This window comes from Symploca atlantica LB2515, assembly GCF_052546295.1.
Genome location: NZ_JBQWMT010000001.1, coordinates 1,199,302 through 1,221,703, shown reverse-complemented (window position 1 = coordinate 1,221,703; position 22,402 = coordinate 1,199,302). Strand labels below are relative to the sequence as shown.

Sequence of the window (22,402 nt, the reverse complement as noted above, 5' to 3'; positions counted from 1 at the left end):
TGTAGGTAGTTCATTAAATCTTCATAAAAAAAGGGGTGAAACCCCTTAACCCTAATGTAATAATAGGGATACATAGATGCACCCTGATGATTTAGAGAGTAGTAAATGCCGCTCTCTTTTTTATTTCTCTTCAAAAAGAGGTGTAATGTACTCCAAACCTAGTTGCTAACGCAATATAGACGTAGAGTACGCCGCTAGTTTATGAGTAATTTATCTGCTTTCCCCCATTCATCGCCCCCCGACGACCGAACCCTACGACAGCAAATTGCCAGTATAATCGCCGCCGCGCCGCAGCAAAGGATTACTTTTGCTCAGTACATGGACTTGGCACTGTATCACCCGCAGCATGGTTACTACGCTACTAGAGCTACTAACATGGGGTCGAGTGGTGATTTTTTCACATCGTCTCACCTAGGAAGTGACTTTGGTGAATTACTAGCTGAGCAGTTTGCCCAAATGTGGGATATTCTAGAGCGTCCTCAACCCTTTACGCTAGTAGAAATGGGAGCAGGACAAGGTCTCTTGGCAGCAGATATCCTGGTTTACCTGCATCAAAAGCACCCTGATTGCTTTGCTGTTTTGGAATACATTATTGTTGAAAAAGCGGCAGCACTGATTAAGCAACAGCAGCAGTTTCTACAGAAACTGAGGCTACAGCAATTACCTGTGCATTGGTCTTCTTTGGCAGAGATACCCGAAAACTCAATTACTGGTTGTTGTTTCTCAAATGAATTGGTGGACGCCTTACCTGTACATCAATTTGTCCTTGAAGAAGGACAGTTACGGGAAATCTACGTCACCAGAGTAGATGGTACTGGAGATCAAGTTCAGTTTGTAGAAGTCAGCGATACCCCTTCAACACCTCAATTGAGAGAGTATTTAGACTTGGTGGCAATTGATCTGTTTTCTGGTGCTTATCCAGAGGGTTATCGTAGTGAGGTCAATCTAGCCGCATTGGACTGGCTCAAAACTGTAGCTAGTCGGTTGCAGCGAGGGTTTTTGCTAACTATTGATTATGGCTACTCGGCTGATCGCTATTACTTGAGTGCCCGTCATCAGGGGACTTTACAGTGTTATTACCGTCATCGCCACCACGATCAACCCTATTTATTTGTGGGACATCAAGATATTACTACTCATGCCAACTTTACTGCTCTAGAGCGTCAGGGAGAATTATCTGGTTTGCGTAAGGCAGGTTTTACTCAGCAGGGTTTGTTTTTGATGTCATTAGGATTAGGCGATCGCCTTAGTACTCTGGCGACGAGTGGTGAGTCTGGTGGTCAAGCGATCGCTAAGGCGCAAGACTTAATGAGAGTTATGCAGCGTCGCGATGCCCTACACCAGTTGATCGACCCGATGGGACTGGGAAACTTTGGTGTCCTTATTCAGAGTAAGGGTTTGACTGCGCAGCAAGAACAGTTGCCTCTAAAAGGTTTGACTGTGCCGCCGAGAATGTAATTTGCGGCAATCAGTGCTTCTACTGTCCCAAGCAAAATTCACTCCTATAAATAAAAATCCCCGTCCTTAAAGTCATTGCTCTGAGGACGGGGAATTGAACAAATACTGCTCACAAAATTAATCACACTGTTAGTTGATCAAAAAAAGCTTAATTTCACTTATTATTTTTGCTTACAATCCTTTGCTATGTGCTTGCTTATCCTTTTTTAATCTCTTGAGCGATAGATCTTGAACAGCGCCAATTACTTGGCAGTGCTGAGGGCCACCCCATGCGCAGCGCTTCAGGACAGATAGTATGAATTGTTAGCTGACAATCGATTAGCTGGAAGCCTTCTTTTTCTACCTGCTTCATACCTTGCTTCAAAATTGAATCGTTTTTAAATTCAACTGTCTGGTTACACTGAATGCACACCAAATGATGGTGATGATTAGGGAAAGGCTGATTAAGCTCGTAATGCTTATGTCCTTCGGCTAACTCTAGTTCCCGCAGGATACCCATCCGCGACATTAACTTAACGCTGCGGTATATTGTAGACAAGCTAATGGGTTCGTCACGCTGTTGCAAGAGATCATGTAGTTCCTCCGCACTCAAATGATCTCCTCTAGGGAGGTTCTGAAAAACATGCAGAATCGTTTCCCTTTGTGGTGTTAAACGCCAACCTCGGGAATTGAGTTCGGCTTTTAGTGAAGAGGCTGTATAAGAAGCCATAATAACTCTCTCAAAAAAAACCCACTATTGACAATCATAGCTACTTTCGTGTCCTATTTTCAAGAATGCCTGTTAATTGCGAATAAATCGCAAAACATTATTGAGGATTCTTGAAAGCTTGCCCCTGGTCATAAGTCACATCACTGCAGTGAAATTATTTTTAATTAATCTTTTATTTTGTTAAGAAAGAATGCTAAGTATTGCCAGTCTCTGAACTAATGGCAAGTCTCATTCACTCTAAATAGAGTGGCGTATCACTTCAGTTTCTTGCTCTTGAAGCTGGCGGGGGCTGCTGCAAACTACTAATTAGTAAACAGATAATCCCCACATTGATGAAAACATCTGCCAGATTAAACACAGGAAATTGGATAAAGCGAAAATCTAAAAAATCAACAACATAACCAGCAACAAATCTATCAATGCCATTGCCTAGTGCTCCTGCCAAGATGAAGCCATAGCCTAACTGTTCCCAAATATTAAGTCTTGGTCCCAACCAAGCTAAGACAATTAAGCCAAGACTCACGGCTAACGACAGCCAGCGCAACCAGCTTCCTCCTTCACTAAAGAGACTGAAAGCGGCACCAGTGTTGGTTACATAAGTTAGGTGAAATACCTCTGACCAGACTGGTAGAGTCTCTTTAAGTTCAAAATTGATGACCACCAAATATTTAGTTAGTTGATCTAAAATTAGACCAATAACAGCTGCAACCCAAAAAAAGCGGTTTTTCAAATTCATGTTAATTGGTTATTGGTAGTTATTAATTAGCTTGCGGATGGGAAATTATAAATAACTTAATAGAACATTAATTGCCGCAAGACAAATGCCAAAACTGTGACGGCGCAGACAACCACCAATTGGCCAGGCAATGGATAGACAGAGTATTTCATAATTGTCTGGAACAGAGACAATCCTTCAAAACCGGTTCCTTTGAAGGCAAGATGGGAAATAATCAAATAACCTACACCACAAAGATGGATCGTTAGTAAACCACAAATACAGCTCCAGCTCAAAGAATCGAAGCGCCGAGGCATTCTAAAGGCAAGAAAACCACACATCCAGGCACCAGGAATAAAGCCAATCAGGTAACCAAAGCTAGGCTCTTTTAAGTAGCTAATACCACCACCTTGGGTAAAAACAGGCAGAAATGATAACCCTAAGCAAACATAAGCGATTTGAGAAAGGGCACCAGCATTTTTGCCACCTAAACAACCAGCGAGTAGTACAGCCCCGATCTGATAAGTAACGCCTAGTGATACAGTCTGAACACCTTGATCTGACCAATTCCAGGGCGGATTAGTCACAAAGGCTTCCAGAAAAGTGCCGCCGATTGTTAGGAGTAAACCAATTAATGCCCACAGCAGTTCATTGGGAGCAGTCACAGTCATATAGGGGCGACGAGCAAAAAAAAGTATAAGCTAAGCAAAAAAAAGGGTAGGCTAAAAGGTTACCATGGGAGATGGTAGCAACGCCAAATCTAATAAATTAGAAGGTAGTTTCCCCGCACCTTTAACCCAGTTCGGGAGCTTTGCAGAGGAACTTAGCTTTAAGGAAATAAAATGCCTTTAGTAAAGGGTACAATCTCCTAAATTTATTAACCTTGTCTTTACTATTTTGCGCTATCCTGCTAAGGGCCGATCCTTAGAAATCTTTTTAGCTTGGTACCAATGCTTTTCCGTCTGAATTTAATCAATCCAATTCGAATAGTTGCTTCAATTTCTGTGGCAGCTTTGACAGTCAGCCTAGCAGCTTGTGGAGGAAGCGGCGAAGATAATCAAACCGCCGCTACCGGTGATGCTACTCAGAGTGGCGGTCCCGATAAGCTAGCCCTGAGCAGTCCTGTAGACTTAACTGGCGCTGGGGCATCCTTCCCCGCTCCGCTTTACCAACGTTGGTTTGTTGAGGTTAACCAAGAATACCCCGATTTACGAGTTGATTACCAGTCCGTTGGTAGCGGCGCTGGCGTCAAACAGTTTACTGCTGGGACAGTAGACTTTGGAGCTAGTGACGTAGCAATGACCGACGAAGAAATCCAAGCAGTGAGTCGGGGAGTTCACCTGCTGCCAATGACCGCCGGCAGCATTGTACTTGCCTACAACCTTCCTGGAGTAGAAACCGGACTAAAGCTATCACGAGAAGCTTATACGGATATTTTGTTGGGCAAAATCAAGACTTGGAATGACCCAAAGATTGCTGAGGTGAACCCTGGGGTTAATCTGCCTGATTTACCGATCACTGTAGTACACCGTTCTGATGGTAGTGGTACTACAGGCGTCTTCACCAAACATCTCAGTGCGATCAGCCCAGAGTGGAAGCAGAAAGTTGGAGAAGGCAAGACTGTAGAATGGCCAACCGGTGTCGGCGGCAGCAAAAATGACGGTGTTACTGCTCAAATTGCCCAGAATGAAGGAGCAGTCGGTTATGTGGAATATGGCTACGCCAAGAGCAAAAATCTTGCAGTTGCTGCCCTAGAAAATAAATCAGGGAATTTTATTGAGGCTAACGACGAGTCGGCATCGAAAACCCTTGAAGCGGTTGAGCTACCGGAAAATCTACGAGCCTTCATTGAAGATCCCGAAGGAGATCAGTCCTATCCTATCGTCACCTATACTTGGTTGCTAGCCTACGAAAAGTACGACGATCCACAAAAGGCTAAATCCTTAGAAGCAGCGATTGAGTATGGCTTGAATGAAGGTCAAAAACTGGCACCAGAGCTAGGGTATGTTGCCTTACCGATGAACGTCAGAGAAAAAGTTGCCGCTGCTGCTGATGTAATTAGCCCAGACTACAAGATAGAAATCAAATAACTCATTTTGAGTTTCCACAGAATAATCTCGGCTCTCAAGCTTTCTCTTAACTCTAGACTTACAAACGAATAGAGCTGACTGAGTAGCTGTACGTTCGCTCCCACATTCCTTCCTTGCTTTCCCAGCAAATTTAATTATGGAAGCGCAAGCTAACGCCCCTCAAACACAATCTAGAGCCCGTTCCAGCACCGAAAAAAAACTAGACAATGCCTTTTTCTGGCTGACGCGTCTACTGGCATTAGGAGTTGCGGCCCTTTTAGTCTGGATCGCACTCCAGATGGCGTCTAAGGCTATACCTGCCATTGGGGAATATGGTCTAGGATTTATTTTCAACAGTACCTGGAATCCTGTGGAAGACGAATATGGGATACTCCCCATGATCTACGGGACGCTGATGAGCTCATTCCTGGCGCTGCTTCTGGCAGTTCCTCTAGGTCTAGGAACAGCCATCTTCTTGAGTGAAGATTTTCTGCCCCTATCCCTTCGCACAGTATTAGTTTTCTTGGTGCAACTGTTAGCGGCTATTCCTAGTGTGGTCTATGGTCTCTGGGGTATTTTTGTACTTAGTCCCCTAATTAGACCCCTAGGACAATGGTTGCACGACGCCTTTGGTTGGTTTCCCTTCTTTAGCACAGCTCCCGCTAGTAACTCAGGAATGTTGCCAGCAGGAGTGGTGTTGGCAATTATGGTTTTGCCAATTATTACGGCAATTTCCCGTGATTCTCTAGCCGCGCTGCCTCCTGAACTGCGGCAGGCATCCCTCGGTTTAGGAGCAAGTCGCTGGGGAACTGTTTTTAGAGTTCTTGTGCCAGCGGCTTTCTCTGGTATTGTGGGTGGCATTATGCTCGGTCTTGGTCGCGCTATGGGAGAAACCATGGCAGTCACCATGCTAATTGGCAACGCCAATCAACTGAATTTTTCTGTCCTAGCGCCCGGAAATTCCATCGCTTCGTTGTTGGCAAGTCAATTTGCTGAAGCTAGTGGTCTGCAAATTTCTGCTCTGATGTACGCAGGACTGGTTTTGTTTGCCCTTACCCTGATTGTCAATATCTTGGCAGAGCTAGTTGTGCGTCAAGTCAAGAAATTTTAAGTCGCTAATCATTCACCAGAGTCTTGCCCTATGTCAACTAGCGCCTCAGATCGATCCTTTGAAGGAACTAGTTCCTTAAATCTGTCTCGATCAAATAATCTCCGTACTGTGTTAGGTAAATTAATGACGGTGCTGGCAGGAGCCTGTCTAGTAACTGCCCTCATTCCCTTGTTTGCTCTACTCAGCTACGTAACACTCAAAGGATTTAGCCGCCTAAACCTAGACTTGTTTACCAAGCTACCTCCCGCTGCTGGTCAGGAAACAGGTGGAATTGCCAATGCAATAATCGGTACTCTGATTACCGTTGGGATTGCCTCTCTGATTGCTGTTCCCTTTGGTGTCTTGGCGGCAATTTATTTATCAGAGTTCAGTTCCGGACAGTTAGCTCGCTGGATTCGCTTTGCTACTAACGTACTCAGTGGCGTTCCTTCAATCATTGCCGGGATATTTGCCTATGGAATTCTGGTACTCACGACAGGGCAATTCTCGGCAGTAGCAGGAGGAGTTGCACTAGCTGTACTCATGTTACCGACAATTGTTAGAACTGCCGACGAAGGTTTGCAGATTGTGCCGCAAGATGTCAGATGGGCATCAGTGGGACTTGGTGCTTCTGATTACCAAACTGTTTTACAAGTCGTACTCCCGGCTGCTATACCTGCTATTGTCACAGGAGTAACCTTGGCAGTAGCCCGTGCTGCCGGGGAAACAGCTCCTTTGATTTTTACCGCTCTCAATTCTAACTTTTGGCCCCGTGGATTGTGGGATCCAACCCCAACTCTTTCGGTTTTAGTTTATAACTTTGCTACAAGTTTCGATGAAGTTCTTCAGGAGTTTGCTTGGACGGCATCCTTAATTTTGGTGCTCTTGGTGCTACTGACAAGTGTTCTCTCTCGTTGGGCAACCCGTCAGAAAAACTATTAGTAAGATAATCACAAATCTTCTGAGTTGTTCACAAGGAAAAGTCCAATTTTTGTTTGCAGCTGCTAGAAAAATTTACTTAGTTTCTCTTGCCATTTAATTAAGCTCCCAGTTGTACTCCCATGTCTTACCAACAAGTAACCAATCATAATCAGCAGAACGTAGAGCAGACTGAGGCTGTACTGCGTACTGAAAACTTAGATATTTTTTACGGCAGTTTTAAGGCAGTTGAAGGTGTTGCCCTGAACATACCTAAGAACCGCGTTACTGCATTTATCGGTCCCTCTGGCTGTGGTAAAAGTACTCTACTACGTTGCTTTAATCGGCTCAATGATTTAATCAATGGGTTTCATATTGAAGGTAATGTTTATTATCATGACCAAGACATCTACGATAAAGATGTTGATCCTGTAGAAGTAAGGCGACGGATTGGTATGGTCTTCCAAAAGCCCAACCCTTTCCCCAAATCGATTTATGACAATATTGCCTACGGAGCCAGGGTCAATGGTCACAAAGGGGATCTTGATGAACTCGTAGAAAGTTCCTTGCGTAAAGCTGCCCTTTGGGATGAAGTCAAAGATAAACTAAAGGCAAATGGTCTTTCAATATCTGGTGGACAGCAGCAACGTCTGTGTATTGCCCGTGCTATCGCGATTAATCCCGATGTAGTACTAATGGACGAACCTTGTGCTTCCCTTGATCCCATCTCAACCCTCAAGGTTGAAGAATTAATGCATGAACTTAAGGAACAGTACAGCATCGTCATCGTGACCCACAATATGCAGCAAGCAACGCGGGTAGCTGACATGACAGCATTCTTCAATGCCCAGGCGACAGAAACAGGCGGCAAAAAAGGTTACTTAGTCGAGTACAATCGAACCGAAATGATTTTCCAAAACCCCCAGGAGCAAGCCACTAAGGACTACGTAAGTGGACGCTTCGGTTAGATTAGGTTTAGTCGCTTCACTGACAAGATGAAAAGTGCAATAAGAAGGTAAACACCTTCTTTATTTTTGGTTTTCTAACAATTTTACTTTCTATATACTTGCTTCTAGGAGTATATCAATCAGCATAGACCATAATCAATAACCAAGCTTGATCTGCTGTTAAAATCTTATAGCTTGACTAAATTATTTAGTAATTCTTGAAATAACCTGTAGGTAATAGTTTCAGCGGAAAATTAAGTATCGGGGATCGGATTAAGTTATAATACTGAAATTGTGCCTGTTGCAAGTCATATCGTTTACTATGAAGCCCTACATATCACGTCTGATAGCTCTTGTATTAGTTGTTGTCATCGGTCTAATGGGATGTTCCTCCAGTCCAACGGGCTTGACCGGTAACTACCGTGAGGATACTTTTACCTTGTTGCAGAACTTGAGAACAGCCATTGAACTGCCAGAAAGCGCTACAGATCAATCTACAGTTCAGACTCAAGCACGTCAGATAATTAACGACTACGCTTCTCGCTACAGACGCGATAGTTCAGTGGCTAATCTTCCTTCCTTCACCACAATGCGAACGGCATTGAATTCCCTAGCTGGTCACTATAGCTCTTACCCCAACCGCCCCTTACCAGAAAAGTTGAAGAATCGCTTAGAGCAAGAATTTAAGAGTGTAGAACGCGCAGTTCAACGAGGTGCTTAACTTACTAGGTAAGTTTGCTGTACTGCAAAACGGCATAGCAGCGGTTATTCTCACTAAAGGTCGATTTGGATTTATTGGTGAGCAAATAGGTATTGGTTTTCTCGAGGATAGAGTAGAGTCATCTACTCAAGAGTTCCTTGGCAAAGACTGACCCATTCTATCTAGTGAAAAACGCTAGGATACTTTGAGCTGCCCCTGCAGAGTTGCCACTTGGGCAGCATCCTCATTGCTGGGCAATTCTCGCGAAAGCACTAATCAAGAAAACAGCAAGAACACCTGGCTTCTTTACTGAGGATTATTGCTTAAGGGACGGGAAAGGATCATGGTCTAAACAATCAAGGCTAAGCCATTTTTTGTAAACTTTCCTGAAAACTTGGCAAGATTAGTGAAAAAAGAATAGTTGAACGATATTTTTTGGCGTTGCGCACTACCAGTCTGGGAAGACTGAGAACGCCAGTATTACCTTATTTTGTGTGGTATTTGCTTCGCATGTTTAATGGTTTTCTCAAAAGAGCGCGGTCGTGGCAGCGTCTGGATCGTAGCCTGGTAGCAATGCTTTTGACCAGTACTAACTTACTTAGCCAGTGTTTAATAACACAGACAGCTCAGGCTCAAACAAATGCATACTGCCAACTTAACAATGAGGCGATCACTCAAAAAGAAAACTTACGCATTAACTCCTTAAAAGGCAACTCAGATTCTGAGAAAAACTATAAGACCCTTTTAAAGCAGCATGCAGATAGCTTGCAGCAGTGCCGCTCTCGTACCTGGCCGAAAGATCAAGCGATTTGGCTACGTTTATATCCCTGTGATGTGCGTCCTGGATCTCTTGATGCTGTTATGGATCGTCTCGTTAACCTTGGGTACAACCAAGTTTATGTGGAAGCCTTTTTCGATGGTCAGGTGCTATTGCCATTGTCGGAAAACCAGACTCCTTGGCCTTCGGTGGTGAGGACGCCTGGGACGGAGAAAGTCGATTTGTTAGCCCAAGCAATTCAAAAAGGGCATGAGCGGGGTTTGGAGGTTTATGCCTGGGTATTTACCATGAACTTCGGCTACTCCTACGCCCAGCGCTCAGATCGGCAAAGTGTACTAGCCCGTAATGGTAAAGGGCAAACCAGCTTGTCCTTTGTTGAAGATGGCTCTCAAGCTTTCATTGATCCCTACAGCAATCAAGCCAAGTCTGACTACTACAGGCTCGTGGAGGCGGTAGCGAAAAGACGCCCTGACGGAATTTTGTTTGATTACATTCGTTATCCGCGTGGTTCAGGAAGCGATTCGGTTGTCGCCAAGGTCAAGGATTTATGGATTTTTAGCGATGCTTCGAGAGAAGCTCTCTACAACCGTGCTCTTAACAATCAAGGGCGAGAACTCATCAGGCGCTATGTCAGTAAGGGTTCTATTAGCGATGGCGATATTAAAGCAGTTGAAAAGCTTTACCCAGATGAAGGAGTACCTCAATGGCAAGGTCGTACACCCTCTGCCGGAGAGACTGCTGCCTCTTTGCGTTGGCAACTTTGGCAGCTGAGCGTCGCTCATGCCGCCCAAGGCGTTCTAGATTTTTTAGCCTTAGCCACCCTAGCAGCTGAGCGCGGCGGCACAAAAGCGGGAGCGGTATTTTTCCCAGACGGCAATCAAGTTGTTGGTCGAGGTGGGTATGATTCGAGACTACAGCCTTGGGATCATTTTCCTGGTTCCCTTGAGTGGCATCCCATGTCTTACGCCACTTGTGGCAGAACCAGTTGCATCGAAAATTTAGTCAAGCGAGTCGTAGATCGTGCTCCCTCTGGTACGATGGTGGCTCCAGCTATCGCAGGAACTTGGGGCCAACCCATGCGCAATCGTCCCTCCCTAGAAGCCCAGATGCAGGCGTTGCGGCGAGTGGCACCGCAGATTAACTCAGTGAGCCATTTTGCTTATTCTTGGCAAGACCCGGAGTTTGACAAAGCACGCAAGTTCTGTCAGCTACAGTAGCTATTAGCTGCTATTTCCAGATACTATTGATGCAATTAATAGAGATCTCATAACTGCCATTGAGCATTTATGGATTGCTCGGACGTCAGGGCTGATGTGTGATCTGGTTTTCCAATACTGATTAACCTACCACAATCTCAACCCATGCCGTCTAAATTCGAGCCAGTTCAGCCTGCACTCTCACACCTGTCACCTGGGGGCTTTTAATCTTAAAAGATGACCCTGTGATGCGATTGGGTTTAATCTAGCAACACCAATTTTTCTAAACCACCACAAAATTAACTAACTTCCCAGGCACTACAATCACCTTTTTAACCTCTTTTCCTTCGATATAGCGCTTAGCCACCTCAGATTCCCTGGCATACTCCTCCAAAGCCTGCTTATCTGCCGAGGCTGGTACTTGAAGCGTGCCACGGGTTTTACCCATGATTTGAATAACTAGGGTAATTTCATCAGCCACCAAAGCCGCAGGATCCAATTTTGGCCAACTTTGCCTGTGTACTGATTGCTGATGACCGATAGCATGCCATAATTCCTCAGCAATATGAGGTGCAAAAGGAGCCAATAACAAAATCAGCATCTTAATTCCCTCTGCATAAACTGGTGATTCCTTGCAACCAGTATCAGCAAGAGCATTGCTAAGTTTCATCAACTCCGAAACTGCTGTATTAAACTGGTAATCCCCTTCTAAATCTTCAGTAACTTCCTTAATTGCCGTATGTATTGCCCGTCGCAAGTCTTTTTCAGCTTTACTTAAGTCAGCAGGTTGATCTTTCCCCCTTTGATTAGGGGAAATCTGTGTACTGAAATCCGTCACTAAACGCCAGACACGATTCAGAAAGCGGAATTGCCCTTCTACATCCGCATCATCCCACTCTAAGTCTTTTTCGGGTGGTGCCTTAAACAGGATAAACATCCGGGCCGTATCTGCCCCGTACTTGTTAATCACTTCCTCGGGAGCGACGCCGTTATACTTAGACTTGGACATCGTTTTATAGGACACTTCCAAAGCTTCGCCCGTTTCTGGATCTTTAGGGTCAGCCGGGTCAACCTGTGCCGAGGGAATCCATTTACCAGTTGTGGTGTTCATGTAGGTTAAACCCTGAACCATGCCCTGAGTTAACAGACGTTGGAAGGGTTCATCAAAGTTCAGTAATCCGCGATCGCGCAACACTTTTGTAAAGAACCGCGAATAGAGTAAGTGCAAAATTGCGTGTTCAATTCCCCCAACATACTGGTCTACAGGCATCCAATCATTGGTTTTGTTCTGCTCAAAAGCCTGTTGATCATTTTGGGCATCTGGGTAACGCAAGTAATACCACGAGGAATCAATAAAAGTATCCATCGTGTCGGTTTCCCGTTTTGCTGGTGTGCCGCACGCTGGACAAGGCAGATTTGACCAATCCTCTAGCTGCGCTAAAGAAGCAATACGACCACCGGTAAACTCCACATTTTCCGGCAATTCTACAGGTAAATCTGCTTCCGGCACCGTTACAGTGCCGCACTTCGGGCAATGAATCACTGGTATCGGTGCACCCCAGTAACGTTGCCGTGAGATTAACCAATCCCGGAGGCGGTACTGTATCCTGGCTTTTCCCCAACCTTGTTTTTCTGCATACTTAACAATCTCTTCCTTGGCTGTAGGAGATTCCATGCCGTTAAACAGGTCAGAATTGACCACTACTCCTGGTTCGGTGTAAGCCTTTTTCGGAGAGGTTTTCGGGTCAGCGGCATCCGCACGCACAATGACCACTTTGATGGGCAAGTTTTTCTCTGTGGCAAATTGGAAATCCCTGGTGTCATGGGCCGGAACACCCATCACTGCACCTGTACCATACTCGTAGAGTACATAGTCAGCGATCCAGATGGGTATCTCTTCACCCGTGAAAGGATTAATTGCCTTACCACCAGTAGGAATGCCCTGCTTAGGCTTATCCTCAGCAGTACGTTCCAGTTCACTCTCTTTAGCCACCTCTTGCCGAAAAGCTTCAATAGTGGCTTTTTGCTCAGCAGTGGTAACTTTCAACGTCAAAGGATGTTCTGGGGCAAGCACTACATAAGTAACACCATAAACGGTATCCGGACGAGTGGTAAACACACCAATTTTGTCTTCCATCCCGACGATGGGAAACTCTAGATAGGCGCCAACAGATTTGCCAATCCAGTTAGCCTGCATTAACTTTACTCGTTCTGGCCAACCCTCTAACTTGTCGAGGTCATTGAGCAATTCCTCTGCGTAGTCAGTAATCTTGAAGAACCACTGGCGCAAAAGTTTGCGTTCTACTTTAGCGCCAGAACGCCAAGAACAACCGTCACTATCAACTTGCTCGTTCGCCAGTACAGTTTGATCAATCGGATCCCAGTTAACGGCAGCCTCTTTTTGATAAGCTAGCCCAGCCTGAAAAAATTGTAAGAAAATCCACTGTGTCCATTTGTAATAGTCCGGTGAACAAGTGGCAAGCTCGCAATCCCAGTCAAGAGAGAACCCCAAAGGCTTTAACTGACCTTTCATGTGGGCAATATTTTGGTAAGTCCACTTTGCTGGATGAACCTGGCGCGCAATCGCGGCATTTTCTGCTGGTAGACCAAAGGCATCCCAACCCATCGGATGTATTACCCGATAGCCTTGCATCCGGCTTTTCCTAGCAATAACATCCGTGATTGTATAGTTACGGACGTGACCCATGTGCAGGTTGCCTGATGGATAGGGAAACATCGACAGGGCGTAGAATTTTGGCTTGTTAGTTTCTAGAGAAGTTTTGTCTAAGCCAAGTTCTGCCCAAGTCTGTTGCCATTTTTCCTCTATCTCAGCCGGGTTGTATTTGGACTCCACAACAGTAACTCCTAATGGACTTGGCGATCGCTTTTGAGGGCGGTACACTGAGCAAGATTGCCTTTATTTTCGTATTTTGACACATCCGCGCTTCACAATTACGTGTGTTTGACTCGTTTTACCTTCTTTGTATTACATTTGTAGTATAGCTAATCCTAGGGAGCCAATCTTGAATCCCCTAAAAGTTTTTGTTTACGGCACACTCAAACCAGAAGAAGTCAATTACCATCTTTACTGTGCTGGCAAGGTAGTAGAAGAGAAAAAAGCGATCGCCTATGGTCAGCTTTTTAATCTGCCCTTAGGTTACCCAGCGATGACTCTGGGAAATAGTCAGATCCATGGCTATTTGCTGACCTTTGCCCATCGTGGTGTGTTACATCTCCTCGATGAGTTAGAGGACTACCAAGAATACCGTTCTCCAGAGGAAAATGAGTATAACCGACAGCAGCTTGCCATCTATACTCTGGTTGGTCAATCACTAGGTTTAGCCTGGGTCTACTTAATGACACCTCAGCAGGTACAGCACCATAGCGGCATTCTACTCCCGTCCGGGTCTTGGAGCGGCAGCATTAACAATTGCGTTCTTTAAGAGTGAATTTTTAGAAAAAAATAATAATTGAGTTTTTGGCTTTCCCAAGCTCAAGATATAAAAAGCCTTGTCTATCTCCCAGGGTTCCTAGAGACTGAGTAGCTAATCAATCGAGATTATTTTTGCTAGAACCCTGGTCAAGTATTGGTTAATCAGCCCATTTTTCGGGAAAAGCCACAGCCGTTTTAGGAATATCAATTACTGGTTTGTTAACAGCAATAATTAACAGTTCTGAATTCTCTTCTTCCTTGGGCAAATTAGCAAATTGTCGCTGTATCGACTGACCAAAGGGTAGATTTACTGCCAAGGCACTGACAAACAAAGCTGCGATCGCAGCACCACCCCAAACAATTGTCCGTCGATTGCGGCGGCGATCAATTTTTGAAAAAACCTGCTGTGCCATCTCCTGAGTTGATGCTTTAGCTGGTGGCACTGGAAGTTTCTGTAATTGTTGGCGTAGCTTCATCAACCGAGCATACAGGCATTGCATATCTGAGTCATTTGCCAATAACTCTTGCACTCTATAGCGCTCTGCTGCTGTCACTTCACCATCTATATAAGCACTAAGCAATTCAAAGCGATCACGCTGTAGGCTATCTATCTCTTTAGTAGTAGCTTCTTGCTCAGAGTTTTGAAGAGCGTCAAAATTTTCGGTCATTTTCAGATCACCACCAAGTCCTACCAAGCGCTCAGGCCCTGCTATTAAGCAAATCCCCTATTCAGATGCTATTCTACACATCCCATTATTAAAGAACAAGCAAAGGGGACAACTGTTCCCGATAATCTGAGTGAAATTTAATCTTCTAAGTAGTTTTTAAGCTGGGATTGCAGTCTGGATCTAGCTCTGGCGATTCTCGACTTGACGGTTCCTAGAGAGACACCAGTGATTTCGGCAATTTCCTCATAAGCCATGCCTTCGATTTCTCTAAGAACAATTGTTGTGCGGAATACCTCTGGCAAGTCGGAAATTGCCTCATGTAGCTGTTCGTAAAATTCTCTAGTCGTCATGTCATCAGTAGGACTAGCTGTGTCTGAAGCCACTTCCCAGTCCATCTCGCCATCATTCAGGTAGCGCGGAGCATCTAGAGATAGGGGGCGATCTACGCGCTTGCGCTTACGTAGCTCATCGTAGAAGAGATTGCTAGCAATGCGACTCAACCAGCCTTTAAACTTTACAGGTTCGTTCAGTCGTTTAATATTGCGGTAGACTCTGATCCAGACTTCTTGGGCTAAGTCAGCTCTATCCTGCCAGTCTGGAGCCAGGTGATATAAAACTTTATCGACGTGGGATTGGTATCGGCGTAAAAGTTCAGCAAAGGCGGTGCGATCAGGGCGAATTCCTTCCTGACAACGCAAGATTAAGTCATAGTTCGAGAGTTTATCAAGTTGCACCGGTGCTTGAGGAGCAGTTGCCTCAACTTTTGACCAGGACACAGAAATAGATTGGCTCATATATATAATTGTTGCTAGAACTTACATCTCCCGAGGGATGCTCGACTTCACTAGAGAGTTTCCCGCAATAGATAGTAAATGTCTATTAGCATTTGGGCAGACTACTGATTAAGCAATAGCTGGCGTAATCTACCAAATTTTGCCTCTACCTTCCCTCTTAGGAGAGTCTTGTTCCAGTCAGCTTTGTTGAAATAGACGCAGCTTCCTAAAAAACTGCTGACTTGGTGTCAGATAGTTTGGTAGCTACCGAAAGCGAATTTGATATCAACTACTATCATTGATCTTAGTACTTCCCAAAAACATCACCCAATTGGGTAGTTTTCCTGGAATTGTAAGAATCTCGTCTAGTTGCTACTGCCACTAAAGACCTTGTTGGCTAAATAACTCTTTGAGAGTAGTATTGAAGCCTGTTTGATGTGGCATAAGCACTGTGGTAAAGCTATTACCGCTGTTGGGGGAAACTAGGGGTCGCACTATTCTATTCTGAAGTCAGAATTCTACACCTTTGGGAGCTATTACTCCAATTTTCACCGGCAGATAACACACCTGAAACAGTTGTCGTGCCAAAATTATTACCGGCACACATGGGTAAAAAGAACTCGCTAAAAAAAAACCTACTCAAGACAACCTTAATGTTTGCTTGCTTTGGAGGAGCCTTTACTCTACTGACAACGGCAGAACCAACAATGCCGGAGCCTCTTCCTTTGAAACCACAGTCTACACTAATCTCCTCAGCCACAGAGCCAATAACTAAATCGGTTGCTGCCATTCGTTATCGGTTAGTTGTTGATTTGAGTGATGCCGTGGTCTACAGTTATTGGGGTAATAAACAACTCTCCCGTTATCAAGTGGCGGTCGGCAAGCCAGGTTGGGAAACTCCTGTAGGCAGCTTCCAGGTTATCCACAAACAACACAATCCTGTCTGGCAACAACCTATTACTGGCGAAGTAATTCCCACTGGGCCGAATAATCCTCTAGGAGACAGATGGATTGGCTTTTGGTCGGACGGACATCACCACATTGGGTTTCATGGTACCAATCAAGAGGGGTTTGTGGGACAGGCAATTTCTCATGGCTGCTTGCGGATGCGCAACCGTGATATCCGTCAACTATATGAGCAAGTAAGCGTCGGGACGCCAGTAATTGTGCGACCTTAAATTGACTGTTTTAGTTTTAACTCTTTAAGTCCTGCTCTGGTAATCTTGCAACAGGCTACTAATCTGCTCAAGAACGTCGTTCTTAGTGCTTTTGTTAAGTGGCGTGTGGTCACAGCCCAAGTCTGGTCGATCTAGATTACGGGCAAGTCCCGCACTAACGTGTTGATTGATCAAGTCTTTGAGTTCGGCTTTAGCCCGCTGACGCTGGTATTTAGCGCCTTCTTCTGTAGTGGCATAAAGAGGAGGAAGTCGATTGAGAGCGTAGGCAGCAATATCTCCCACATCAAGGACGCGGTCCCCTCTAGCTTCTATTTCTGCAACTTGAGTAATCGCTTCGGCGAGTACCAATTCTTCCATCACGTTAATAAATTGCTTGCGAGGCACCGCAACCACTTCGCCATTGAGAAGCGCTCCCATCAGCCGATCCAATGCCATATATTCTTCTATCGAAAGCTCTGAGGTTGTATCACAAATGCGTCCTACCTCAGTTTCCATGGCTGGGGTCAAGTAGCCATCTTGCAAAGCCTGTTCTACGATTTTTTCAATACTCATGCTCTTCGGAGTGGGCTTCCCGATATCAGCAAGTCAGGGATCTCTTGCCAGAATTGTTCTTCACCAGAAAGATATACGCTCAACAAGCGATAAACTCTGGAAACTTTTGCAAAACTTCACTTTAAAAAAAGCTTAGCAAAGAGCTCTAAATCAATGTGGTTATTCAACAACTTTCTAATTTATTCCAACCCTTCAAATCTCCACGGTACGGGGTCAATGGATTGTCCCTGAACGTATAGCCCCCAGTGTAGATGAGGGCCAGTGGCAGCACCGGTAGAACCAACAGTACCAATTCTCTGACCAGCTTGTACAAAATCCCCTTGCTTGACATCAATTTGATTCAAGTGGAGCATAATGCTGAGTACCCCTTGACCATGGTCAATTCCTACTGTATTGCCATGAAGCCGAAACCCTTCAGAGACACGTCCTACCAGTGCGACTTTCCCGGCGGCTGGTGCCACCACCACTGAACCAGTCCCAGCGGCATAGTCAACGCCACGATGGTAATAGTCATCGGCAAAGACACCATTGTAGTAGCGACGGACACCGAAAACTGTTGAAACCCGACCGCTACTTGGTTTCAAGAAAGAGCCACTCCAGAACTTTTGCGGTGTTACTAGCTTTTTAAACTCGGCAACACGATTCAGTTCTACTTCTGTAGCATTAGACCCTCCGCCACGAACTTGAATGCGTTGGGTAGCAAAAGAGCGGTTCCGCAAAGGTATCGCCAAATTCTTGACTTCACCATCACCAGTCACTTTAATTTGCAAAGTGCCTGGTTGATTCAACGGGGTAGTTGGTAACAAGGTTCGATAGCGATTGGCACCCAGAGCAAAAGTAGGGTAAGTCTGCTGCTGCATTGATACCGTTGGTTCTGAACCTTGAGTATTAGTTTGAATAATCACCGAGAGTGTATCTCCTAGCTGAGGGCTCTGTGGCGTCACTCGTACCTGCAAAGCTTGCGCTGAGTGGGAGAGGGTCGTAATACTGGCAAAAAGACCCATTGCCAGTGTCGTACTGAATCGATTGATTGAGGAATTTTTTTCCCAAAAAGGAGTCAAAGAAAACACTGTAGGGTTTTGGGGTGAAGTTTTAAGTTGGGTTAAGGCAGCACCCTGGGTTAGTTAACCAGTTATTGCAATCGAGAATAGTTGAGCTGCCTGGGCAAATTGGTTCCTTTGTTCAACACCAAGCCGTTTTTCATTATAGGCTTAACATTAAATTCAGAATCTGAACTTTTCAGTTTCCCGAAATTAGGGACTAAACACCATCATGAAATGAGCAGACTTTATTTGGCAAAGCGTGCTACCAGAATTACGAAATCTTTCTCTGATAATTTTCCCTAGATAATTAACTCACCTCAACTCTTTGCCCAAATTTACTAGGAATCTTCAATGATCATCCCACCTCTTCAGAAAACTTTTGTATCCTAAAGTTAAAGAAGCTTAATAATTTTTTGATATAAGAAGCTAGTGCAAGAAGACTTTAGACTAATCCTTGACTTAGTATCCGTTCTCGCCATAGCCGCAGCGGGTGGGCTATTAGCAGCACTATGCCGTCAACCACCGCTGTTGGGCTACATCCTAGGAGGAATGGTAGTTGGGCCGGCGGGTTTCGGCCTAATTAAAGAATTAGTTCAGATAGAAACTCTGGCTCAATTTGGGGTGGCATTTCTGTTATTTGCACTGGGGGTGGAATTTTCGCTGACTGAACTCAAAAAAGTCAAGGCGATCGCCCTAGGGGGTGGCGGACTACAGATTGCCATGACTATCCTGGTCACAGCGATCGTCTCGCTGGGGATGGGTTGGGTAACCTCACCAGCACAGGGTGTCTTTCTCGGGGGGATTTTGTCCTTGTCCTCAACCGCTGTAGTTCTCAAGTGTTTGATGGATCGCAACGAAACAGAAACGCCCCAGGGACAGGTAATGCTAGGAATTTTGGTAGTGCAAGACCTGGCCTTGGGTCTGATGTTGGCAGTCTTACCAGCACTAGACCAACCAGCGGAAGCGATTGGTTTAGCTGTGGGATTGGCACTGCTGAAAATTGGGCTATTTGCTGCTGGTGCTGTAGCAGTGGGCATCTGGTTAATTCCCCCCTTGTTGCAACTTTTAGCCCAAACCGAAAGCCGAGAACTATTTTTGCTCGGTGTTGTGGCCTTGTGTTTAGGCATTGCCGTACTGACGGATCGCTTAGGTCTTTCTATTGAAATGGGGGCGTTTGTGGCTGGTCTGATGATTTCGGAAGTAGAGTACGCAGACCAAACCCTGACCTATGTAGAGCCACTACGAGATATTTTTGCAGCTCTCTTTTTTGCTGCCATCGGAATGCTGATTGACCCAGTTTTTTTGTGGAACAACCTGGAATTAATTCTCGGACTGGTTTTGCTGGCATTTGTGGGCAAGTTCCTGATCGTAACGCCTTTGGTGAGAGCCTTCGGTTATCCGTTGAAAACGGCAATTATTGTTGGTCTAGGACTAGCTCAGATTGGGGAATTCTCTTTCGTGCTGGCTAGTGAGGGACAAGCACTAGGATTGGTATCCAGGCGAGTTTATCTCTTAATTTTGGGTACAACGGCAGTAACCTTAGTGGTTACACCTTTTGTGCTACGCTTTGTGCCTGTAGCTTTTAATTGGTTGGAGAAGCTACCATTACTCAAGAAGTATTTTGACCAAATGGATGCTCCTCGGGAAGTTTCCTCAGAGAGCGAACAACTACACAATCATGTCGTGATTTGTGGCTATGGACGTGGGGGGCGTAATTTAGTGCGCTTAATGCAAGAGCGCAGCTATCCCATTTTGGTTATTGATCAATCAGAGGCCGCAATTCAGGAATTGCGAGAGGCAAAAATTCCCTATATTTACGGCAATGCTGCTAGTTTGCATGTGTTGGAAAAAGCTGGAGTTGATCAGGCCCTCTCGATGGTGATTGCTCTGCCGGATGCAATGAGCGCTAGACTATGTCTCAAGCGATCTCTGGAGTTAGAGCCAGAACTTGATATTGTGGTGCGCGCTAACAAAGAGCGGGACATCGAATTACTATATCAACTGGGTGCCAGACAGGTGGTTCAGCCAGAGTTTGAAGCGAGTTTAGAACTGACAACTCATCTACTCTCGGGTATGGGGTTGCCAGTTTCACTAATTCAACAAGAAATGCAACAGATTCGTAGCTCCCACTATCTGGATTTGCGGGGATTACAACCGCAGTCTCAGGTAACGCGGGATTTGCGCAAGGCAACCGAGGTGATGAACAGTAAGTGGTACAGTCTGCCAGACAATTCGCCGCTGACAGGTATGAACTTGGAAGAAACTAATATCCGTCGCTTGACAGGGGTTAGCTTGGTGGCAATTCGCCGTGACTCAGGCGAAGAAATTAACTATCCTGATGCCGACTTTGAACTCCAAACAGGCGATCGCTTATTAGCCGTAGGAGAACCTGAAGAACTAGCCGCCTTCGACAAATTAGCTAAGGGTGAAGTGGCAATTCCCTTGGCTAGTACTCCCTGTCAGTGGTTAGTAGTGCCAGAGGGAAGTCCAGCTGAAGGAAAAACCTTATCTCACCTGCATTTGAGGCGTAATCATGGTGTTCAGGTACAGGCAATTCGCCGCGAGGGTAAGTTTATCAGCTTCCCGGATGGTCGTGCCGAGCTACGTGCCGGCGATCACTTACTCTTGTGTGGTGGCAGTTATCCCCTCAATCAACTACAGAAATGGCTAGCACCGACACCAATTCCATCTTTGGTAGCACTTCCCCTAATCAATACTCCGGTGAGTGAAGACTTGCAATAACCCCTGCCACTCGATAGCCAGCCTCCTGGAGATTATCATTGAATTTTACTGGAAATTTGGAACCGACCTGAAGTATCAGATGTTGTAGCCGAGAGAAGCAACAAACTTCTTGATGTTCAGTGTTTCCCTAAAAGGGGAATTGAAGCTATCGTAGAAGATCCTGGACAATCAGGTTTACCTAAAATTTGCCCGTTTAGTCAGTGAACATATCCTGCTGGGAAATACTTTTTGTATTTAGTCCTACTATTTTTATTCTTTTAATGATAAACAAAAAAATAAAAATATTAGCTAACTCTTTAATAAGATCATTTTAACTACAATTTACCCAGTGAAAGTGAGATAAATTGCCTAAGCAAAAACTTCGAGGATAAATTGATGGACGGTTTGATCATCAAACTGCATGACTATTTAGGCGAGATGCCATTCTTGGTAATTTCAGGAATTACGGCAGTAATCTGTTGCTTCTGGCTAATTCCCCAAGCTACCGACTTAATGACTAATTCTGCCGCTGGTCTGGCAGAGAAAATTTTGGGTCGCGATCAACGAACTCTAGTAATTAATTCAAGTACCAATAATCCTGAATTGTTATTAATGCTTGTCTCACTCAGTATTGGTAGATTAGGAGGTATCGGCACGCCCCTTGGTTCAAACTTTGCTAATCTTTATCTGATGTTTATTGTCGCTCCGTTGATTGTTTTAAGTAAGTGGTTATTGACAGGAAAACTAAATAAAATAACAAGTTTCATTGCTTTATTAATTAAAGAAAAAAAGCTGTTTTTTTGGCATTTATCAATGTCATTATCTATGTTTCTGTTTTCCAGCACTGCCTATTGGTGCATTACCGGTATCTTCGAGTTTGAGGTACTGCCAGAAAATATGCCCGTACGTAATTGGCACTGGTTATTATTCGGAGGTATAACCTGTATATTCGGTGTTTTAATCTTTTTTATCTCTGAAAAAAGATTAAAGAAGAATCGCCCAGAACTGTTTGACGATATTACTGACGACAATTTTGAAGCAAGTTGGCTTCAGCTATTCTGGGGTACAGCCGGTCTGCTAACATTATGCTATGCTCTCAATTCACTATTTCTAGCCTGGACAGAATTATATAGCACCTTGCTGAGTAACATCTTTGGGGGAGCAGTTTTTGTGAGTTTGCACTACTTTGTAGGAAGCTTAATATCATCGCTACCGGAGACCATTGTTGCCGTAGAAAACTACGAACGTCTGACACCACCTGATTTTAATACAGCCCTCGCTTCAGCAAGTCAATCGAATATGACTAATCTTGCTATTGGCTGCTTAGGCAGCATTTTAGCAAGTATCTTTTTGCTAGCGGGGATTAACTATAGGCTGTAGAAGTATAGTTATGAACCAAGAAAAACAGTCAGAGAACATAAGGCTAAAAACAGGGAGAATAACCTGTAGACTGT

General features: G+C 44.8%; 20 protein-coding genes. 12 read left to right on the top strand and 8 right to left on the bottom strand.

What is annotated here, in order from left to right; genetic code table 11:
- Nucleotides 1-201 precede the first annotated feature (201 nt).
- A complete protein-coding gene (locus ACT7WV_RS05210) occupies nt 202-1,458 on the top strand; it encodes a class I SAM-dependent methyltransferase (protein WP_445101880.1) in 1,257 nt (418 codons plus the stop codon).
- 196 nt (nt 1,459-1,654) lie between these two features.
- Here the strand turns inward: ACT7WV_RS05210 and ACT7WV_RS05205 are convergent, their stop codons facing one another.
- The 3 genes from ACT7WV_RS05205 to ACT7WV_RS05195 form a co-directional block, all read right to left on the bottom strand.
- Nucleotides 1,655-2,167 carry a transcriptional repressor gene (locus ACT7WV_RS05205; protein WP_445101879.1) on the bottom strand — a complete coding sequence of 171 codons (513 nt, stop codon included), beginning with the start codon at nt 2,165-2,167 and terminating at the stop codon, nt 1,655-1,657.
- Nucleotides 2,168-2,426: 259 nt separating this feature from the next.
- Nucleotides 2,427-2,903 (bottom strand): signal peptidase II, encoded by a 477-nt coding sequence (gene lspA, locus ACT7WV_RS05200; protein ID WP_445101878.1) that lies wholly within the window; start codon nt 2,901-2,903, stop codon nt 2,427-2,429.
- Nucleotides 2,904-2,959: 56 nt separating this feature from the next.
- A complete protein-coding gene (locus ACT7WV_RS05195) occupies nt 2,960-3,553 on the bottom strand; it encodes a biotin transporter BioY (RefSeq protein ID WP_463424143.1) in 594 nt (197 codons plus the stop codon).
- Nucleotides 3,554-3,832: 279 nt separating this feature from the next.
- Here ACT7WV_RS05195 and pstS point away from each other — a divergent pair, with 279 nt between their 5' ends.
- The 7 genes from pstS (at nt 3,833) to ACT7WV_RS05160 (ending at nt 10,601) form a co-directional block, all read left to right on the top strand.
- Nucleotides 3,833-4,972, top strand: coding sequence for a phosphate ABC transporter substrate-binding protein PstS (gene pstS / locus ACT7WV_RS05190; RefSeq protein WP_445101876.1), 1,140 nt, complete (start codon nt 3,833-3,835; stop codon nt 4,970-4,972).
- A 136-nt stretch (nt 4,973-5,108) separates the two neighbouring features.
- Nucleotides 5,109-6,062, top strand: a complete 954-nt coding sequence (gene pstC / locus ACT7WV_RS05185; protein WP_445101875.1) for a phosphate ABC transporter permease subunit PstC — start codon at nt 5,109-5,111, stop codon at nt 6,060-6,062.
- Between the two features lie 30 nt (nt 6,063-6,092).
- Nucleotides 6,093-6,983: a phosphate ABC transporter permease PstA gene (pstA, locus tag ACT7WV_RS05180; RefSeq protein ID WP_445101874.1), complete on the top strand. Its 891-nt coding sequence runs from the start codon at nt 6,093-6,095 to the stop codon at nt 6,981-6,983.
- A gap of 119 nt (nt 6,984-7,102) precedes the next feature.
- The gene (pstB, locus tag ACT7WV_RS05175) at nt 7,103-7,927 is read left to right on the top strand and encodes a phosphate ABC transporter ATP-binding protein PstB (RefSeq protein WP_445101873.1); all 825 of its coding nucleotides are present in this window, start codon (nt 7,103-7,105) and stop codon (nt 7,925-7,927) included.
- 301 nt (nt 7,928-8,228) lie between these two features.
- Nucleotides 8,229-8,627: a photosystem II protein Psb27 gene (gene psb27 / locus ACT7WV_RS05170; RefSeq protein ID WP_445101872.1), complete on the top strand. Its 399-nt coding sequence runs from the start codon at nt 8,229-8,231 to the stop codon at nt 8,625-8,627.
- A complete protein-coding gene (locus tag ACT7WV_RS05165; protein ID WP_445101871.1) occupies nt 8,620-8,778 on the top strand; it encodes a hypothetical protein in 159 nt (52 codons plus the stop codon). Before psb27 ends, ACT7WV_RS05165 begins: the two co-directional genes overlap by 8 nt.
- A 338-nt stretch (nt 8,779-9,116) precedes the next feature.
- Nucleotides 9,117-10,601, top strand: a complete 1,485-nt coding sequence (locus ACT7WV_RS05160; RefSeq protein WP_445101870.1) for a family 10 glycosylhydrolase — start codon at nt 9,117-9,119, stop codon at nt 10,599-10,601.
- Nucleotides 10,602-10,863: 262 nt separating this feature from the next.
- Here ACT7WV_RS05160 and leuS read toward each other — a convergent pair whose 3' ends face one another.
- Nucleotides 10,864-13,434, bottom strand: coding sequence for a leucine--tRNA ligase (gene leuS, locus ACT7WV_RS05155; RefSeq protein ID WP_445101869.1), 2,571 nt, complete (start codon nt 13,432-13,434; stop codon nt 10,864-10,866).
- Nucleotides 13,435-13,603: 169 nt separating this feature from the next.
- Between leuS and ACT7WV_RS05150 the strand changes: the two genes are divergently transcribed.
- Nucleotides 13,604-14,023 carry a gamma-glutamylcyclotransferase family protein gene (locus tag ACT7WV_RS05150; protein ID WP_445101868.1) on the top strand — a complete coding sequence of 140 codons (420 nt, stop codon included), beginning with the start codon at nt 13,604-13,606 and terminating at the stop codon, nt 14,021-14,023.
- A 148-nt stretch (nt 14,024-14,171) separates the two neighbouring features.
- On the opposite strand, the gene ACT7WV_RS05145 is transcribed toward ACT7WV_RS05150, so the two are convergent.
- Nucleotides 14,172-14,681 (bottom strand): anti-sigma factor family protein, encoded by a 510-nt coding sequence (locus tag ACT7WV_RS05145; protein WP_445101867.1) that lies wholly within the window; start codon nt 14,679-14,681, stop codon nt 14,172-14,174.
- A 137-nt stretch (nt 14,682-14,818) separates the two neighbouring features.
- Nucleotides 14,819-15,475 carry a sigma-70 family RNA polymerase sigma factor gene (locus tag ACT7WV_RS05140; RefSeq protein ID WP_445101866.1) on the bottom strand — a complete coding sequence of 219 codons (657 nt, stop codon included), beginning with the start codon at nt 15,473-15,475 and terminating at the stop codon, nt 14,819-14,821.
- 632 nt (nt 15,476-16,107) lie between these two features.
- On the opposite strand from ACT7WV_RS05140, the gene ACT7WV_RS05135 reads away from it, so the two are divergent.
- The gene (locus ACT7WV_RS05135; protein ID WP_445101865.1) at nt 16,108-16,632 is read left to right on the top strand and encodes a L,D-transpeptidase; all 525 of its coding nucleotides are present in this window, start codon (nt 16,108-16,110) and stop codon (nt 16,630-16,632) included.
- 24 nt (nt 16,633-16,656) lie between these two features.
- Here ACT7WV_RS05135 and ACT7WV_RS05130 read toward each other — a convergent pair whose 3' ends face one another.
- Complete coding sequence (locus tag ACT7WV_RS05130; RefSeq protein ID WP_445101864.1) at nt 16,657-17,184, bottom strand: late competence development ComFB family protein; 528 nt, start codon at nt 17,182-17,184, stop codon at nt 16,657-16,659.
- 179 nt (nt 17,185-17,363) lie between these two features.
- Nucleotides 17,364-18,188 carry a M23 family metallopeptidase gene (locus tag ACT7WV_RS05125; RefSeq protein ID WP_463424220.1) on the bottom strand — a complete coding sequence of 275 codons (825 nt, stop codon included), beginning with the start codon at nt 18,186-18,188 and terminating at the stop codon, nt 17,364-17,366.
- Nucleotides 18,189-18,656: 468 nt separating this feature from the next.
- Here ACT7WV_RS05125 and ACT7WV_RS05120 point away from each other — a divergent pair, with 468 nt between their 5' ends.
- Together ACT7WV_RS05120 and ACT7WV_RS05115 are read left to right on the top strand one after the other, a co-directional pair.
- On the top strand, nt 18,657-20,969 hold the full coding sequence (locus ACT7WV_RS05120) for a monovalent cation:proton antiporter family protein (protein WP_445101862.1): 2,313 nt from the start codon (nt 18,657-18,659) through the stop codon (nt 20,967-20,969).
- A 375-nt stretch (nt 20,970-21,344) separates the two neighbouring features.
- Nucleotides 21,345-22,328 (top strand): hypothetical protein, encoded by a 984-nt coding sequence (locus ACT7WV_RS05115; RefSeq protein ID WP_445101861.1) that lies wholly within the window; start codon nt 21,345-21,347, stop codon nt 22,326-22,328.
- The last annotated feature ends 74 nt before the right edge of the window (nt 22,329-22,402 follow it).

Excerpts from the sequence above, each read along its gene's own strand:
- ACT7WV_RS05210 (WP_445101880.1), top strand. The coding sequence starts at position 202 with ATGAGTAATTTATCTGCTTTCCCCCATTCATCGCCCCCCGACGACCGA.
- ACT7WV_RS05205 (WP_445101879.1), bottom strand. The coding sequence starts at position 2,167 with ATGGCTTCTTATACAGCCTCTTCACTAAAAGCCGAACTCAATTCCCGA.
- lspA (WP_445101878.1), bottom strand. The coding sequence starts at position 2,903 with ATGAATTTGAAAAACCGCTTTTTTTGGGTTGCAGCTGTTATTGGTCTA.
- ACT7WV_RS05195 (WP_463424143.1), bottom strand. The coding sequence starts at position 3,553 with ATGACTGTGACTGCTCCCAATGAACTGCTGTGGGCATTAATTGGTTTA.
- pstS (WP_445101876.1), top strand. The coding sequence starts at position 3,833 with ATGCTTTTCCGTCTGAATTTAATCAATCCAATTCGAATAGTTGCTTCA.
- pstC (WP_445101875.1), top strand. The coding sequence starts at position 5,109 with ATGGAAGCGCAAGCTAACGCCCCTCAAACACAATCTAGAGCCCGTTCC.
- pstA (WP_445101874.1), top strand. The coding sequence starts at position 6,093 with ATGTCAACTAGCGCCTCAGATCGATCCTTTGAAGGAACTAGTTCCTTA.
- pstB (WP_445101873.1), top strand. The coding sequence starts at position 7,103 with ATGTCTTACCAACAAGTAACCAATCATAATCAGCAGAACGTAGAGCAG.
- psb27 (WP_445101872.1), top strand. The coding sequence starts at position 8,229 with ATGAAGCCCTACATATCACGTCTGATAGCTCTTGTATTAGTTGTTGTC.
- ACT7WV_RS05160 (WP_445101870.1), top strand. The coding sequence starts at position 9,117 with ATGTTTAATGGTTTTCTCAAAAGAGCGCGGTCGTGGCAGCGTCTGGAT.
- ACT7WV_RS05145 (WP_445101867.1), bottom strand. The coding sequence starts at position 14,681 with ATGACCGAAAATTTTGACGCTCTTCAAAACTCTGAGCAAGAAGCTACT.
- ACT7WV_RS05140 (WP_445101866.1), bottom strand. The coding sequence starts at position 15,475 with ATGAGCCAATCTATTTCTGTGTCCTGGTCAAAAGTTGAGGCAACTGCT.
- ACT7WV_RS05135 (WP_445101865.1), top strand. The coding sequence starts at position 16,108 with ATGTTTGCTTGCTTTGGAGGAGCCTTTACTCTACTGACAACGGCAGAA.
- ACT7WV_RS05130 (WP_445101864.1), bottom strand. The coding sequence starts at position 17,184 with ATGAGTATTGAAAAAATCGTAGAACAGGCTTTGCAAGATGGCTACTTG.
- ACT7WV_RS05125 (WP_463424220.1), bottom strand. The coding sequence starts at position 18,188 with ATGGGTCTTTTTGCCAGTATTACGACCCTCTCCCACTCAGCGCAAGCT.
- ACT7WV_RS05115 (WP_445101861.1), top strand. The coding sequence starts at position 21,345 with ATGGACGGTTTGATCATCAAACTGCATGACTATTTAGGCGAGATGCCA.